Below are 14876 nucleotides of genomic sequence, written 5' to 3'. Positions count from 1 at the left end.
CTTCTATACGATGTGACATTTCAATAATGCACTTAATAATACTGTAGACTTTTTCACGATTAAAGGTTTCTTTAAGTAAGCTTTTATTAATGCTTTAACCTTTTCTAAAATTGAATTAACTGGTTCTGATATTTCATTAAAAGCATTTTCAGTTACCTCAATTATAATGTATCTATAATAACTAATCACTTATTAAAGGTGATTAGAATACTTTGTAGTTATATGTGTTTGTCTTAAATAGTTCCATCATTTGTATACTAAAATAAACCCAATTCTTGATAATATTGATTTTATTTTTAGATAGAAAACATACAATATGTATTTTTACCTTCTTCTTTTGCTCTATACAAAGCACCATCTGCACGATGATATAACTCATAAAACTGTTTACCATCTTCTGGATATATAGAAATACCTATACTTACACTTATTTCAAAACTTAACTCATCATATGTAAACGTAGTATCTAATCTTTTTAATATATCATGACCTTTTTTTTGTAGGCTTTCTTTTTCTCCATTATACTCCATAAATGCTATAAATTCATCACCTCCAACACGGCCAACAATATCTGTTGTCCTAAAGTTACTTTTCAAACATTTCGCTAACTCAATTAAAATTTTATCTCCAAATACATGCCCCATAGTATCATTAACATCCTTAAAATTATCTACATCAATCATAAATAAAGCATAGTTCTTATTTTCATCACATGATAGCAACATATGTCTTATCTTTTCCTCAGTAGTACTTTTATTTAGTAACCCTGTCATTAAATCATTTTGAGATTGTTCAATTAACTTATTGTACTCTCTCTTTTCTTCATCAATATTTCTTATTTTCCCTAGTATTGATATAGTAGTATCCCCAATCTTATCAGGTTCATTGAACACTATAGAACACCATAGATGTATATCACCTTTAGAACGTATACGTATCTCTATTTCTTCTGGTTTGTTACCAACATGTGCTTCTTCTAAAGCATCAAGTAAAATCTTATGATCTTCTTCATAAATATTTGATAACTGTTCATCAATTGTTCCTCTTGGTTCTATCCCAAATATACTATAATAATTATCAGAAAATGTTATTGTATCATACTTAAAACTATATTCAAATAAAACATCACCCCACTGTTTTAAAGCCCTCTGATAACGATTGACCAGTCTATTAGATTTTTTATCACTTTTTTCACAAGTTGCATCTGTTACATCTGTTACATCTACAATACTTGAATAAAAGTACTTCTTTCCATCTTTATCACTTTTACATAACCTAGAAATTGTTTCTAAATAAATTAAACGATTATCTTTACATCTAATACGATAGTGAAGTGTAACTATATCTTCAGAATTAACTTGACTTATCATATCGCCAAGTACAATTTTTCTATCTTCTTCAATAATTAAATTGATATACTTTCCATCAAACTTACTTTTAATTTCTTTTTCTGTATAACCTATCAATGATACAAAGCTAGGAGAAATATAATCTAAAGTAAAATTTTCATCAAAACGAATACATTTTACACAAGCAGGAATATTATCCAAAACTCTTCTGTATTTCCAATATGATTCTTCCATCTCTAAAGACCTTTTCTTAAGCCTATCATTTTCTATTATGACTACAATTAAACTTTTAGAACCCTGCTTACCTTTTACTACATTGCCTGTTCCAAGTATCCATATAGGAGTTCCATCAGATTTTACTACCCTAAATTCAATTGTGACTATATCACTAATTCCAAGTTGCCTTCTAATTTCATAATTCACATATTCTATATCCTCTGGGTGGACAAATCCTAATGCTTGATTTTTAAATTTTTCTTCCATCTCTTTGACAGTATAACCTAACATCCTTCTATAGCCTTCATTACATGTAAGAAAAGTAAATTCAGGGTCCATTCCTACTTGAAATATGCCTGCATAGGCATTATCAACCAATTCCTTTATATTCATTGGATGTGTTGGAGTAAATACAGAATATACCATACTTTTTTCTTTTTCTATAGAGATGTCTTTTGATATAATATCTTCTTGATAATTAAGAAACTCAAAATTTTTTTTAAAGTAATACTCATAAAATTCACTTGCATTTATAGGCTCATTATAATAAAATCCCTGCAATATTTCTGGTTTCATCTGTTCAATTATTTTTAAAGTTTCTTTATTTTCAATTCCTTCAACATAAACTGACATATTCATACTATGACATAAATTAATAATTTGAGATACAATTTTTTGGTCTATTACATCATATGTAATACGATTTAAAAGAGTATGATTAATTTTCAAAGAATCAGCACTTAACTCACGAAAAATTTCTAAAGATGAATGTTTTGCTCCAAAACTGTCAAATGTAATCCTAATACCTTGACTGCGAAGAAAGTCAAAAGAATTCCTTATTTCTTCTATTTTTTTTATGTTATCATTTTCTGTTAATTCCAATGTAATTAGAGATGGAGATATACCCTCTTCCTTTATAGTATCTAAAATAAAAAACTTGAAGCTAGGTTCTTCAAGCTGCTGATATGACACATTTATATTCATCTTGAAATTTGGCATATACTTTATCCATATTTTTAATTGTTTTAAAGCTGTTTTAATCACCCATTGGCTAACTTTATCCATAAGACCAGAAGACTCTAAAAAAGGTATAAATTCAGTTGGTCCAAGTTTCATTTCAAAATTAGTATTTTTCCAGCGAAGTAATACTTCGCATCCATACAGTTTCTTGCTATTAGTAAAAATAAGTGGTTGATAATTTAAATAAAATCCTTTAAAATTATTTAAGACACTTTCTCTTAGATACTCTATCAACTGTATAGAATACTGCGAAAAAGTTAGCTCATCTTTTGAATAGACAATTAGTGTTTTTTTGCCTTGCTTTTTTGCTCTTTCAAATGTAACACGTGCATTTTGATACAATGTATCACAATCTATACCATCTTTTGGATAAAAGCAAATACTTCCTGATATCGTGAATGAAATAGCATGTCCATTAATCTGTTTTATACATTGTGCTATATCTTGAAATCTATTAAAGAGTTTTGTTAATTCATAACAATCTCCATTTGGATACAAAATTCCAAAACCATTTCCATCTAATCTATATAAACTTATGTTTTCAGGTAAAAAAGGTAAAATAGATTTAGAAAATTTTTTCAAAACCCTATCTCCAAATGAATAAGAATATAAGTTATTAATCTGTTCGAAATCATCAATTCCAATAAACATAATACCATATGGCTTTTTCTGAGTTTCTAAACTTGAAAGCATCATTCTAAAATTGTAATTTCCCTTTAAATTTGTTAATTTGTCTATAATATTATTAGTTAACATGTCTATTAATCCATCCTCCTTAAATTACTTTAACTTTTTGAAATAAACATTTCTCTATTATTTTTTTAATTCCAATCATATTTTCTAGTTCTGAAAATTTTTATATGTATAATAAATTCTTACCTAATTCAAAAGTTATTTTTATACTGGTATACTTTAAATTACATCATCAACTTGATGATATTGAAGATGGAGTACCTAATATATTTCAATAAACAATTAAAATATATTATTTATTGAGAATTTAACTATTTGAATCTATTTTATCATATTTTGGAAATATTTTCCTTTATTTTGAGATATCACTTAAATTATACCCCTACTTATCAAATAAAATCAATAATATACTTATTACTGATTAATTATATATAAAAATAAAATTTATAAATTGAGAATAAATCAGTTATATTTAGATATATAGCTTATAAAAAGATAATATATTTAAAAATGTCGAAATTATTAAATAAAAAAAGATTTTTTACAATATTTTCTAAATTATAAAAAAAATGAAAATAGCCATGTAACTAAATACTCACAGAATTCTTCTGCTTTTTAAAAGTTACATAGCTATTTTCATTACTAGCAATTATAGACTGCCTTTTTAAAACCAACCAATCTTTATCTAATAAAAAATTTAATAGTATTATATACAAAAGGCGCTACTAATATAACACTATCGAATCTATCTAATATACCCCCATGACCAGGTATTATCTTTCCATAATCCTTTATCCCTACATATCTCTTTATTGAAGATGCAAATAAATCTCCCAATTGAGCTATTATACTTCCTATGCTTCCTATTATAGCCAATTGAAGCAAATCAATACCAAATAAATACCCAAATAAAATACAACAAAGTGTACTTCCTATTATTCCTCCAATAGCTCCTTCTACAGTCTTTTTAGGACTCACTTTAGGAATTAACTTATGTTTGCCAAGTAAATAGCCACTAAAATATGCAAATATATCTGTCATAAAAGATATTACAAATATAAGCCATACATAGATATTTCCTCTTTCAAAGCTATTTATAGTTATAACTATAAAATCTAAAAATACTCCTATATAAAAAACTCCTAAAAATGTAATCGAAACATCTATAACATTGCTTTTGCCCATCAACATATAAATTATACTTGCTAAAAATAAAATGAAAAGCACTGCATAAGTATATTCCAATGGTAAGTTAAAAATATTTTTTACAGCTAAATAAATAGAAAATATATACCCTATAATAAATATTGGATGTATATCTTTTATTTTAAATGCTTTATAAAATTCATGTAATGCAATATAAACTATTGCCATCTCAGCTATATAAAGAGGTATCCCTCCATATACAACAAATAGAAATAATGGAACCAGAGCTAGTGAAGCAATAATTCTTGTAAGCATAAAATAATCTCCTTACTTAAGTCCTCCAAATCTTCTATCTCTTTTTTGATATAAATATATAGCCTTTTGTAATTCTTCTTTATTGAAATCAGGCCAATGTATATCAGTAAAGTAAAACTCAGAATAAGCAACTTCCCAAAGTAAAAAGTTACTCAATCTTTGTTCTCCACTTGTTCTTATGACCAAGTCTGGATCTGGTATAGACTTTGTGCTTAAATAGTTTTTTATAATATCTTCATCAATATTGTTTATATCTATTTTACCACTTTCACAATTTTTTACTATATCTATAAGAGCATTTTTTATATCTGCCCTACTTCCATAGTTCAATGCTAAATTTAAGTTAACTCCTGTATTGTCTTTTGTCATTTCCTTAGCTGAATTTAATTCTCTTATACAAGTTTTTGGTAAAGCACTTATCTCTCCTATAGCTGTTACTTTTACATTGTTTTGATGCAGTTCAGCTATTTCATTTCTTAAGTATGTAGATAATAAGTTCATAAGTGTATCAACTTCAAGTTTTGGTCTTTTCCAATTTTCTGTTGAAAATGCATATAGTGTCAAGTGCTTAACACCTAAATTTGAACATTCTTTAACTATATCTCTTATAGTTTCTACTCCAGCCTTATGTCCTGCAGTTCTTGGAAGAAATCTGGATTTTGCCCATCTTCCATTCCCATCCATTATAATAGCAATATGAGTAGGTATGTTATTTAAGTCTATGTCATACATGATGTTGTTATTCATATTTTGCCTCCAATATTGTTCTGACTCCTTAAATTAAGGAGTCAGAAAAGTATGTGATTATTAGTTCTACACTATCACCTATCTCAGATATTTTTATAACTCTAGGAACTACAAGTTTATCTTTATCCTTTTTACCTTCAATAGATTTTATGGTATAAGCTACATTTCGTTCATCAAAATATTGTTTTACCTCATCTATATGAAGACCTAAAAGGTTATAATATTTTTTCAATATTATACCTCCATTATATCCTTTTCTTTTTTAGCTAATAATGCATCTATTTCTTTTATAAATTTATCAGTCATTTTTTGAACTTCATCTTGTGCTTTCTTTAATTCATCTTCTGTTATTTCTCCGCCTTTTTCCATTTTCTTAATTTTTTCATTGGCGTCTCTTCTTTCATTTCTTATTCTAACTTTAAATTCTTCTGAAGCTTTACTAGCTTTTTTAGCTAATTCTTTTCTTCTTTCTTCTGTTAAAGCAGGTACAGAAAGTCTTATAACTTCACCATCATTTGATGGATTTAATCCTAAATCTGAGTTAGCTATAGCTTTTTCTATTTCGTGCATAGCAGATTTGTCCCAAGGAGATATCATTAATATTCTTGGCTCGGGTACAGATATAGCACCAATTTGATTTATTGGAGTTGGAGTTCCATAATAATCAACTCTTATTTTGTCTAACATTTGTGCATTAGCTCTTCCTGCTCTTATAGTTCCAAATTCGAACTTTAAAGCATCAATTGTCCCATTCATTTTCTCTTCTAATTGCTTATGTATTTCTAGTTTCATAATTTTACTCCTCCTTCATTCTTCATTATTTTACAGTAGTTCCTATATTTTCACCTTTTACTGCTCTTATTATATTCTCTGTTGTAAGCTCAAATACCTTTATTGGAATCTTATTATCCATACATAAAGATGTAGCTGTAGAATCCATAACTTTTAACTCTTTTTGTATAACTTCCATATGACTTAACTCTGTAAATTTCTTAGCATCTGCATGTACTTTTGGATCCTTGTCATATACTGCATCAACATTTTTAGCTAACAAGATAACTTCTGCTTCCATTTCAGCAGCACGTAAAGCAGCAGTTGTATCTGTTGTAAAGTAAGGGTTTCCAGTTCCTGCACCAAATATAACAACTCTTTCCTTTTCTAAATGTCTAACTGCTCTTCTTCTTATATATGGTTCTGCAATTTGTCTCATGTCTATAGCAGTTTGAACTCTTGTAGCAACGTCTATATTTTCTAGTGCATCTTGTAATGCCATTGCATTCATAACTGTAGCTAACATACCTATATAGTCAGCAGTAGTTCTATCCATTCCTTCGCTAGTTCTACCTCTCCAGAAGTTTCCGCCACCTACAACTACAGCCACTTCAACACCTATTTCTTGTATTTTTTTAATAGCAATAGCAATATCATTAACTACATCATTATTTATACCAAAACCTCTTGCTCCCGCTAATGCTTCTCCACTTAATTTTAACAATACCCTTTTGTACATTGGTTTATCCATCAGAAACCTCCTATTTCAATCCTTCATATCCATTTTTTCTATTTTTTAAAAAAGAGAACACCTGCGTGTTCTCTCTTTGGTTATTATTTAAGTTGCTTAGCAACTTCTTCTGCAAAGTTTTCTTCTCTCTTTTGTATACCTTCACCAACTTCGAATCTCACAACTTTAACAACTTTTATATCAGAACCTACTGCTTTAGCAACATCAGCTACTAATTGTTTAACAGTTATATCTGGATTTTTAACGAAAGTTTGCTCTAATAAACAAACCTCTTTTAATTCTTTTTCTAATCTTCCTTTAACCATTTTTTCAACTATATTAGCTGGCTTTCCTTCATTTAATGCTTGTTGAGTTAATACTTCTGTTTCATGTGCTATGTATTCAGCATCTACTTCATCTCTTGAAACGTATTTAGGATTCATAGCAGCAACTTGCATAGCTACATCTTTACCTAATTCTAAAACTTTAGCATCTCTAGCTTCTGTTTCCATTTCAACAAGAACACCTATTTTTCCACCACCGTGGATATATCCAGCAACTTGTCCATTAGTTACAACTTTAGCAAATCTTCTAAAGTCTAATTTTTCACCTATTTTTGCAACTCTATTATTTAAAACTTCTTGTAAAGTTATTCCTTCTCTATGAGTTTCACCTAATAAAGAAGCGATATCTTCTTTATCAGTAGCTAATGCCATACAAGCAGCATCTTTAACGAACACTTTGAAGTCTTCATTTTTAGCAACGAAATCTGTTTCTGAGTTAACTTCTACCATAGAAGCAACTGTGTTATCATCGTTCATTTCTATTGCAACTAGACCTTCAGCAGCAACTCTACCAGCTTTTTTAGCAGCTTTTGATAATCCTTTTTCTCTTAATAAATCTACTGCTTTTTCCATATTTCCTTCAGCTTCTTGTAAAGCTTTCTTGCAGTCCATCATTCCTGCGCCTGTACTTTCTCTTAACTCTTTTACCATTTGAGCAGTTATATTAGCCATTTTTTAAGTTTCCTCCTACTTATTCTATTCCATATTATAAATGGTAAGGGCAACCCTTACCATTTAATTGTCAAATTATTATTCTTGGTCTTCAGCTACTTCTTCTTCAGCACCTTGTCTACCTTCAATTACAGCTGTTGCCATAGCACCAGTTATTAATTTTACGGCTCTTATTGCATCATCATTTCCTGGTATAGCAAAGTCTAATTGTTCTGGATCACAGTTTGTATCAACTATACCAACTACTGGTATACCTAATCTGTGAGCTTCTTGAATAGCTATGTTTTCTTTTCTTGGGTCAACTACGAACATTGCACCTGGTAATTCAGGCATGTCTTTTATTCCACCTAAGTACTTTTCTAGTTTTTCTTTTTCAGCTCTTAATTTTATAACTTCTTTTTTAGGAAGAACGTTAAATACGCCTTCTTCTTCCATTTTTTCTAATTCTCTTAATTTATTTATTCTAGTTTTTATAGTTTTGTGGTTTGTTAACATTCCACCTAACCATCTTTCATTAACAAAGTACATTCCGCATCTTTCAGCTTCATCTTTTATCGCATCTTGAGCTTGTTTCTTAGTTCCTACGAATAAGATTGGCTTTCCTGTTTCAGCTACTTCTTTAGTGAACTTGTAAGCTTCTTCAACTTTTTTAACTGTTTTTTGTAAGTCGATTATATATATTCCATTTCTTTCTGTGAATATATACTTAGCCATTTTAGGGTTCCATCTTCTTGTTTGGTGACCGAAGTGAACACCTGCTTCTAATAATTGTTTCATTGATATTACTGACATATTTACCTCCTGGTTTTATACCTCCAGCTTGATCTTCTCCCTAAAAAACCATGTAATAGGCACCTTTTAAGGATCCCAATGCTGTGTGTGATTTATTTTATTTTTTCACCTCTAGTAGTATATCATAGAGGTGAAAAAATAACAATATTTTTTCCATATTTTCTATTTTTATATTTTTTTGTATATTTTATACCATTTTTTTGAATTTAATTTGCAAATTTCATTTTTAATTTTGTTTTTAATGGTATATTATCAACACTATTATCACTGACTATATCTACACTTCCAAGTAAATCACCTGAGCTAGTGTAATATTTTATAGTACCCATAGTATCACCTTTTTTAACAGGATATTCCATATTTTTAATCTTTACTTCGGATTTTATATTTTCATCATTTTTTAATATTGTATAAAGTTCATTTTTGGCTTTTAAAGTAACCTCTAATTCTTTCATTCCTTTTATATATCTCTTACCAATAAAGCTATCTTTATCAATTACTTTTTTCATATTAAAATTCTCTTTTCCATATTTTAACATGGCCAAAGAAGAAGATATTCTTTTATCTTTATGATTAGCACCTAATACAACGCCTATTACTCTACGTTTTTTCTCATTTTTATCATTCTTATTAACAATCATAGAAAATGATAAACAATAACCAGCATTCCCAGTGTACCCTGTTTTTATACCATCAACTTCAGGTATAATTCTCAATAGTGCATTTGTATTGCTTTTTTCAAAGCTTCTATCTGAGTTTGTATAGGTTTCCATATCAGTTATAGCTGTTACTTGCTTTTCATAATGGTCAAACATGTATTTTCCAAGAATAGATATATCTCTTGCAGTAGATATATTTTCTTTTGCTGGTTTTTTTGGATTACTTAAATCATATATTGGAAGACCATTTGGATTTAAAAAATGGGTATTAGTCATTCCTATTTCTTTTGCTTTTTTGTTCATCCTATCTACAAATGCTTCTTTAGATTTGCAAATATGTTTTGCTATAGCAATTGCGGCATCATTTCCTGATACAATCATAAGACCTCTCATAAGTTCTATAAGTGGCACTTCTTCACCAACTTTTAGTTTATAGCTTGAACCTTTCACTGAAGCAATGGACTTGTCTATCTTTATTATGTCAGTTTCTTTTACTTCTTTATTTTCAATAGCCTCTATTGCAAGCAAAAAAGTCATCATCTTACTTAAGCTTGCTAAAGGTACCTTCATATCAGGTTCTTTACCATACAAGACTCTACCTGTTTCTTGGTCTATAAGTATAGATGTTTTTGAGTATTTGTCTACGGATTTTTCATCAGCATATGAATAATTTGGTATTATAAATGCTAGAATCAGAGTTAATGTTAAAATTTTTTTTATTCCGTTTTTCAATTTTTTCACCTTCTTGGATTATTAAGTATATTTATATTTAAATTTTCCCTCTTTAGTCCAATTTATATCTAGTAATTAATACCTATCCATATTTACACAGATATTATCTTATCATTCTCTTAATAATCACAGATGCCCAAATTGCTCCTATTGTAACTCCTAAAAATACTTCTATACCTGCTAAAGCTTTACCAATCAAACTTGTAGCAACCATATCTCCGTATCCTACTGTACTAAATGTAGCCATACTAAAATACCACAAATCTATATACGTTTTAAAAATTTCACTTGCTGAATAATTACCTAAGTTATTTATATTTAGAGTTATAATTGTACTGTTTGAACTTTCTATACCTACAAATAGATATAATAGGGCAAAACTACTTATTATAGCTATAATCACAAATAATATATTCCACGGTTTTTCTCCATAACCTGTAGTATAGTGCGCTATTTGGTCAAAAAACTTTTCAACTAAATAACTGCTGAGAGTTGGATAATCAGAGCGTTTTATCATTTTACTACTATAAATTCTTTCCTTATAATAATAAGGTCCTATCATCTCATAATCTCCAATTTTTGTAGCTTGATTTCTAGCTATTCTATAATTTATTTTTCCATGCTTGCATTCACTTTTTCCATACTCCACATTTTTAAGTATAAATTTTGTACACATACTAAAAATTATTCCATCCATTCTTGGAAAATTTTCTACCTTATTAACTACTAAATCAGGCCCTTTAAATTTTACTTTTTCAAATATCTTATCATTTATATATACCTTATTAAACTTTGTTTTATTAAAATCACAATTTTCTAAAAATACACAAGCATTAAAAAATACCTGACCCCTAAAATCTGTATAATTAAAAATAACATTTTTTTTAAAAAGATATTTTCTAAAATTTGCTTCTTGTTTAAATATTGTTTCAGAAAAATTTAATAATTTATAGTCATAAGTTAATATTTCTTCTGCATTAAATTTATTTTCAAATATAAAGCCATTAAATTCATTTATTTCTTCCTTATATATATTGTCCATCATTAGTTTTATATCTTCACTAGATTTATTTTCTTTATGAAAAATACAATATCCAGAAGAATCTGCTTCTCTATGACATTTTTTTCTTTCATCTATTTTAGATATCCATTTGCAATTCATAAATATCCTCCAGTACAAAAAAATTATCACTATTTTGTATTAGTTTGGATATTATTTTATTTTATATACTTAAATACATACAAAATATATATTAAATTGTTTATTTTAAAATTTTCAAGTTATTTCTCATTAGATGAACAGTAAAATTTATCTATACTCAACACCTTTGCTTGTCATCTTCATTAAAGTAGTATAATTACAAAACTACTTATCTTTTCTAAGTAGTTTTGTAACCATATTTAATGCTACTAAGTCATCCATAAATCCTATTGGGAATACAAAGTCTGGAATAACATCTGTTGATATAACAAAGTAAAGCAACATACTTCCAATTAATAAATATTTCTTTATTCCTAATTTTCCTGTACAAAATTCAGCATACATATCTCTCAGCCTATCTGTAAATTGACCTTGTTTTTCTATGGAATCTATTTTTTTACTAAAATTATCAAAAAGTAATTTTTTCCCTTCATCTGTTTGAACATATAACTTACATTTACTTAACTCTTTCTCAATATTTCCGTTGAAATTTTTATCATTAATTAAATTTGCAAATCCTAGTACATCATCAAAGTTACTAAAATCGCTATCTATATTAAAAATTTGTTTATTATTACTGTTTTTAAATTCATATCCTGATGCTTTTAATAGCTCTTCTAAGTTTACATTTAAGTGTATTGCAATCTTTTCTAGGTGATTTATATTTGGTTTTTGTTTATTATTTGCTATTCGAGATATAGTAGATTTATCAATTCCGCTTTTTTTGCTCAATTCTCCCATTGATGTTGACTTTTCTTTTAATAACGTCTTCAATAGATTACCAAAATTCTCAACCTCACTATGTTGCTCCATTATTTTCACCTGCTTTATTATGTTTGGTTTTATATTATATAATATGAGTTTTTTGTTTTTTAGGTGTTGCAAAATGTTGAAATTTTATCAACACTCTATTGGTTTATCTGTAACAATTTATCTCTTTTTACAATACTATAAATATATAAGTACAAAATTTAAGAGAAAGGATGTTAATCTACTGTGATTGAATCAATTTTATTAGTGACTTCTCTTTGTATAGATGCCTTCGTAACAAGTTTTGGATATGGCGTAAATAAAGTTAAAGTTCCTTTATATTCGAATATAATTATTAGTGTGGTTTGTTCAGCAATTTTGGCAATTTCACTTTTTGCAGGTACAATAGCCAGAGACTTCTTACCTCAAAATATAACAATGTTAATATGTTTTTTAATTTTATTTTTATTAGGAAGTGCTCGATTAGTTGAGAGTTTCTTTAAATCTTATTTTAAGAAAAAATCCATACATTCAAAAGATTACAAATTTAATATGCTAGACCTTAAATTAAATTTTAATGTCAGTGTTGAACCTGATACTTTAGATACAAATAAATCTAAAAGTCTTAAATCTGCTGAAGCATTTACACTTGCACTTGCTTTAAGCTTAGATGGATTAGCTATTGGATTTGGGAGTGGTCTTGTAGGTGTAAATTATATACAAGTTATCTTGTTTTCTCTAATTTCAAATGTAATAGCAGTATCATTTGGTTGTTTACTAGGAAATGTATTTGTTAAAAATATAAATCTAAATTTATCTTGGTTAAGTGGTTTGATTTTACTAATTATTGGATTTATGAAAATATGTTAACAAAAAGGCTATCTTAAAATTTTATTTTAGATAGCCTTTTTATATATATTTTAAAAGATAAAAACTTCTATTTAAATTTAATTATTATATTAGATAAAAATTGACAATCAAATACCTTTACTAAATTACAAACTTTTCTTATTGCATATTGAGTTTAATATATCCAAGCTGAACTCCCTTTGTGACAGCTTCTAATGAAGAAGATACATTTAGTTTATCAAAAATATTTTGGATATGATTAGACACTGTTCGCTCACTTAAATATAATTGACTTGCTATATCTTTTCTCTTAACTCCATTATATAGAAATTGCAATATTATTTTTTCTCTATCCGTTAGCTCTTCAATATATTTTATTTCATCTGGAAAATAATTATATCCATTTTGAATCTGATTTAATATTTCAATAAATTTATCTGGCTCGATATTTTTATTTATAAAGCCTTTAGTACCCATTTTTTGAGCTTCATACTTATATACAGGTAAATCATAACCCGTTAACATGACTATATTTACTTTAGGTATCATTCTTATAATGTCTTTTGCTAGAGACAACCCATCATTATCAATCTTTCCTAAATTAATATCAATAAGAATTATATCGGGTTTTTCATTTTTAATTATTGAAATTACCTGGGAAATATCTTTAATATAAATAAATTTTTCTATTTCAGTATAATCTTCCAATGCAATTTCTAAGCTTTTTGCAAATAACACATGGTCATCTATTAATAAAATATTTATAATAGTTCTCTCCTTCCATAGGAATTTTTACACTAATACTCAATCCAGAAGCTGTCTTATCAATATTAAGAACGCCACTTAACCTATGTAATTGTTCTTGAATAGATGATAGCCCATTATTTTGATGTCTTATTAAATCATATTCACTTTCCACTCCTACTCCATTATCTAATACCGAAAGAATTATATCTTTATTTTTTTGAATTAGTGAAATTTCGATTTTAGAACAATTTGAATGTTTAAAAGCATTTGTTACTAACTCTTTTAATATACGGTATATAATAAAATTATATGGCTCAGCCAAAAATATATTATCTTCACATGTAAAACAAATTTCTATATTTTTAGATAAATAATTACCTCTAATCATAACAAACATATTTTCTATATTTTCTTTTAATGTAAGTGTTTTTAATAATATTGGATGATAATTTTGCATTTGGTCACGAATAGATAAATTTAATTTTTCTAATGTACTTACGATTATATATTTGACATCTGGCTTTTCAGATTTTTTCATCATATTTTTAATTGACAGTAAATCTTGTAATATTTCGTCATGTAAATAATTGGAAAAATCCTTTTTAAGTTCTTCCTCATTATATATCTGCATTAGATTATTTATTAAATTACTTTCTTGTACATTAAATTTTTCTACTGAATTTTTATTGCAGATGATATCATCAATATTTGTGCAAATTAAAATAAAATAAAGTAAAGTAAACCAAAATATACAATGTATTATTATAAAACATGTAATTATATTAAGGTCTAATAGTTTTCCAATTCCAAAAAAAAATATGCTTATTAGAGAAATAAAAATCAATCTTTTTTTACCATTTAGCATAGTAGTTTGTTTTATATCACCCTTATCCTTTATAGCAATATTATGGATACTAAATATGGCTAATGATACAATTAAATACATTCCTAGATTCTCAACATATTCCTGTTTTTTAGCAAAAGCTATAGCATATACAAGAAATATAAATAATAAAATAGCTGAATATATAAAATTTCTTTTCTCACACTTTAAAACAAGTATCACAGTCTTTTTATATAAGATGATTAAGAATATAAAGCTTATAAAACTTATAATTATTTGTAATAAATAAAGTAGTGCAA

General features: G+C 27.2%; 14 protein-coding genes. 1 reads left to right on the top strand and 13 read right to left on the bottom strand.

The window, feature by feature from the left end; translation table 11 throughout:
* Positions 1-296: 296 nt before the first annotated feature.
* The 11 genes from KGF52_RS16925 to KGF52_RS16875 all read right to left on the bottom strand — a co-directional run bounded on the left by KGF52_RS16925 (position 297) and on the right by KGF52_RS16875 (position 12200).
* Positions 297-3341 (bottom strand): diguanylate cyclase domain-containing protein, encoded by a 3045-nt coding sequence (locus tag KGF52_RS16925; protein ID WP_227840978.1) that lies wholly within the window; start codon positions 3339-3341, stop codon positions 297-299.
* 618 nt (positions 3342-3959) lie between these two features.
* Positions 3960-4739 (bottom strand): phosphatidate cytidylyltransferase, encoded by a 780-nt coding sequence (locus tag KGF52_RS16920; RefSeq protein WP_227434788.1) that lies wholly within the window; start codon positions 4737-4739, stop codon positions 3960-3962.
* Positions 4740-4751: 12 nt separating this feature from the next.
* Positions 4752-5486: an isoprenyl transferase gene (locus KGF52_RS16915; protein ID WP_227434789.1), complete on the bottom strand. Its 735-nt coding sequence runs from the start codon at positions 5484-5486 to the stop codon at positions 4752-4754.
* 28 nt (positions 5487-5514) lie between these two features.
* On the bottom strand, positions 5515-5718 hold the full coding sequence (locus KGF52_RS16910; RefSeq protein WP_227829504.1) for a hypothetical protein: 204 nt from the start codon (positions 5716-5718) through the stop codon (positions 5515-5517).
* A 2-nt stretch (positions 5719-5720) separates the two neighbouring features.
* The gene (gene frr / locus KGF52_RS16905; RefSeq protein ID WP_227829505.1) at positions 5721-6278 is read right to left on the bottom strand and encodes a ribosome recycling factor; all 558 of its coding nucleotides are present in this window, start codon (positions 6276-6278) and stop codon (positions 5721-5723) included.
* A gap of 25 nt (positions 6279-6303) precedes the next feature.
* Positions 6304-7008: a UMP kinase gene (pyrH, locus tag KGF52_RS16900; protein WP_227829506.1), complete on the bottom strand. Its 705-nt coding sequence runs from the start codon at positions 7006-7008 to the stop codon at positions 6304-6306.
* Positions 7009-7091: 83 nt separating this feature from the next.
* Positions 7092-8003 carry a translation elongation factor Ts gene (gene tsf, locus KGF52_RS16895; protein WP_021384993.1) on the bottom strand — a complete coding sequence of 304 codons (912 nt, stop codon included), beginning with the start codon at positions 8001-8003 and terminating at the stop codon, positions 7092-7094.
* A gap of 78 nt (positions 8004-8081) precedes the next feature.
* The gene (rpsB, locus tag KGF52_RS16890) at positions 8082-8795 is read right to left on the bottom strand and encodes a 30S ribosomal protein S2 (protein ID WP_003424537.1); all 714 of its coding nucleotides are present in this window, start codon (positions 8793-8795) and stop codon (positions 8082-8084) included.
* Positions 8796-9001: 206 nt separating this feature from the next.
* Positions 9002-10186 carry a D-alanyl-D-alanine carboxypeptidase family protein gene (locus KGF52_RS16885; RefSeq protein WP_227840977.1) on the bottom strand — a complete coding sequence of 395 codons (1185 nt, stop codon included), beginning with the start codon at positions 10184-10186 and terminating at the stop codon, positions 9002-9004.
* Between the two features lie 103 nt (positions 10187-10289).
* Positions 10290-11348 carry a potassium channel family protein gene (locus KGF52_RS16880; protein ID WP_227840976.1) on the bottom strand — a complete coding sequence of 353 codons (1059 nt, stop codon included), beginning with the start codon at positions 11346-11348 and terminating at the stop codon, positions 10290-10292.
* A 204-nt stretch (positions 11349-11552) separates the two neighbouring features.
* Complete coding sequence (locus tag KGF52_RS16875) at positions 11553-12200, bottom strand: helix-turn-helix domain-containing protein (protein WP_227829508.1); 648 nt, start codon at positions 12198-12200, stop codon at positions 11553-11555.
* A 183-nt stretch (positions 12201-12383) separates the two neighbouring features.
* Here KGF52_RS16875 and ytaF point away from each other — a divergent pair, with 183 nt between their 5' ends.
* On the top strand, positions 12384-13007 hold the full coding sequence (ytaF, locus tag KGF52_RS16870) for a sporulation membrane protein YtaF (protein ID WP_227840975.1): 624 nt from the start codon (positions 12384-12386) through the stop codon (positions 13005-13007).
* Positions 13008-13145: 138 nt separating this feature from the next.
* On the opposite strand, the gene KGF52_RS16865 is transcribed toward ytaF, so the two are convergent.
* A complete protein-coding gene (locus KGF52_RS16865) occupies positions 13146-13724 on the bottom strand; it encodes a LuxR C-terminal-related transcriptional regulator (protein ID WP_413927402.1) in 579 nt (192 codons plus the stop codon).
* Between the two features lie 4 nt (positions 13725-13728).
* The coding region (locus KGF52_RS16860; protein ID WP_227840974.1) for an ATP-binding protein at positions 13729-14876 on the bottom strand (1148 nt) is incomplete at its 5' end.

Origin of the sequence: Clostridioides sp. ZZV15-6597 (genome assembly GCF_020657815.1) — a bacterium.
Classification (GTDB): Bacteria; Bacillota; Clostridia; order Peptostreptococcales; family Peptostreptococcaceae; genus Clostridioides.
Note: the sequence above shows the minus strand (reverse complement) of the source record. Positions and strands in the feature narration are given on the sequence as shown.

What these genes read in the sequence shown, in the direction of transcription:
- KGF52_RS16875 (WP_227829508.1), bottom strand. Translation starts at nt 12,200, where the DNA reads ATGGAGCAACATAGTGAGGTTGAGAATTTTGGTAATCTATTGAAGACG.
- KGF52_RS16920 (WP_227434788.1), bottom strand. Translation starts at nt 4,739, where the DNA reads ATGCTTACAAGAATTATTGCTTCACTAGCTCTGGTTCCATTATTTCTA.
- KGF52_RS16915 (WP_227434789.1), bottom strand. Translation starts at nt 5,486, where the DNA reads ATGAATAACAACATCATGTATGACATAGACTTAAATAACATACCTACT.
- KGF52_RS16925 (WP_227840978.1), bottom strand. Translation starts at nt 3,341, where the DNA reads ATGTTAACTAATAATATTATAGACAAATTAACAAATTTAAAGGGAAAT.
- KGF52_RS16880 (WP_227840976.1), bottom strand. Translation starts at nt 11,348, where the DNA reads ATGAATTGCAAATGGATATCTAAAATAGATGAAAGAAAAAAATGTCAT.
- rpsB (WP_003424537.1), bottom strand. Translation starts at nt 8,795, where the DNA reads ATGTCAGTAATATCAATGAAACAATTATTAGAAGCAGGTGTTCACTTC.
- frr (WP_227829505.1), bottom strand. Translation starts at nt 6,278, where the DNA reads ATGAAACTAGAAATACATAAGCAATTAGAAGAGAAAATGAATGGGACA.
- pyrH (WP_227829506.1), bottom strand. Translation starts at nt 7,008, where the DNA reads ATGGATAAACCAATGTACAAAAGGGTATTGTTAAAATTAAGTGGAGAA.
- tsf (WP_021384993.1), bottom strand. Translation starts at nt 8,003, where the DNA reads ATGGCTAATATAACTGCTCAAATGGTAAAAGAGTTAAGAGAAAGTACA.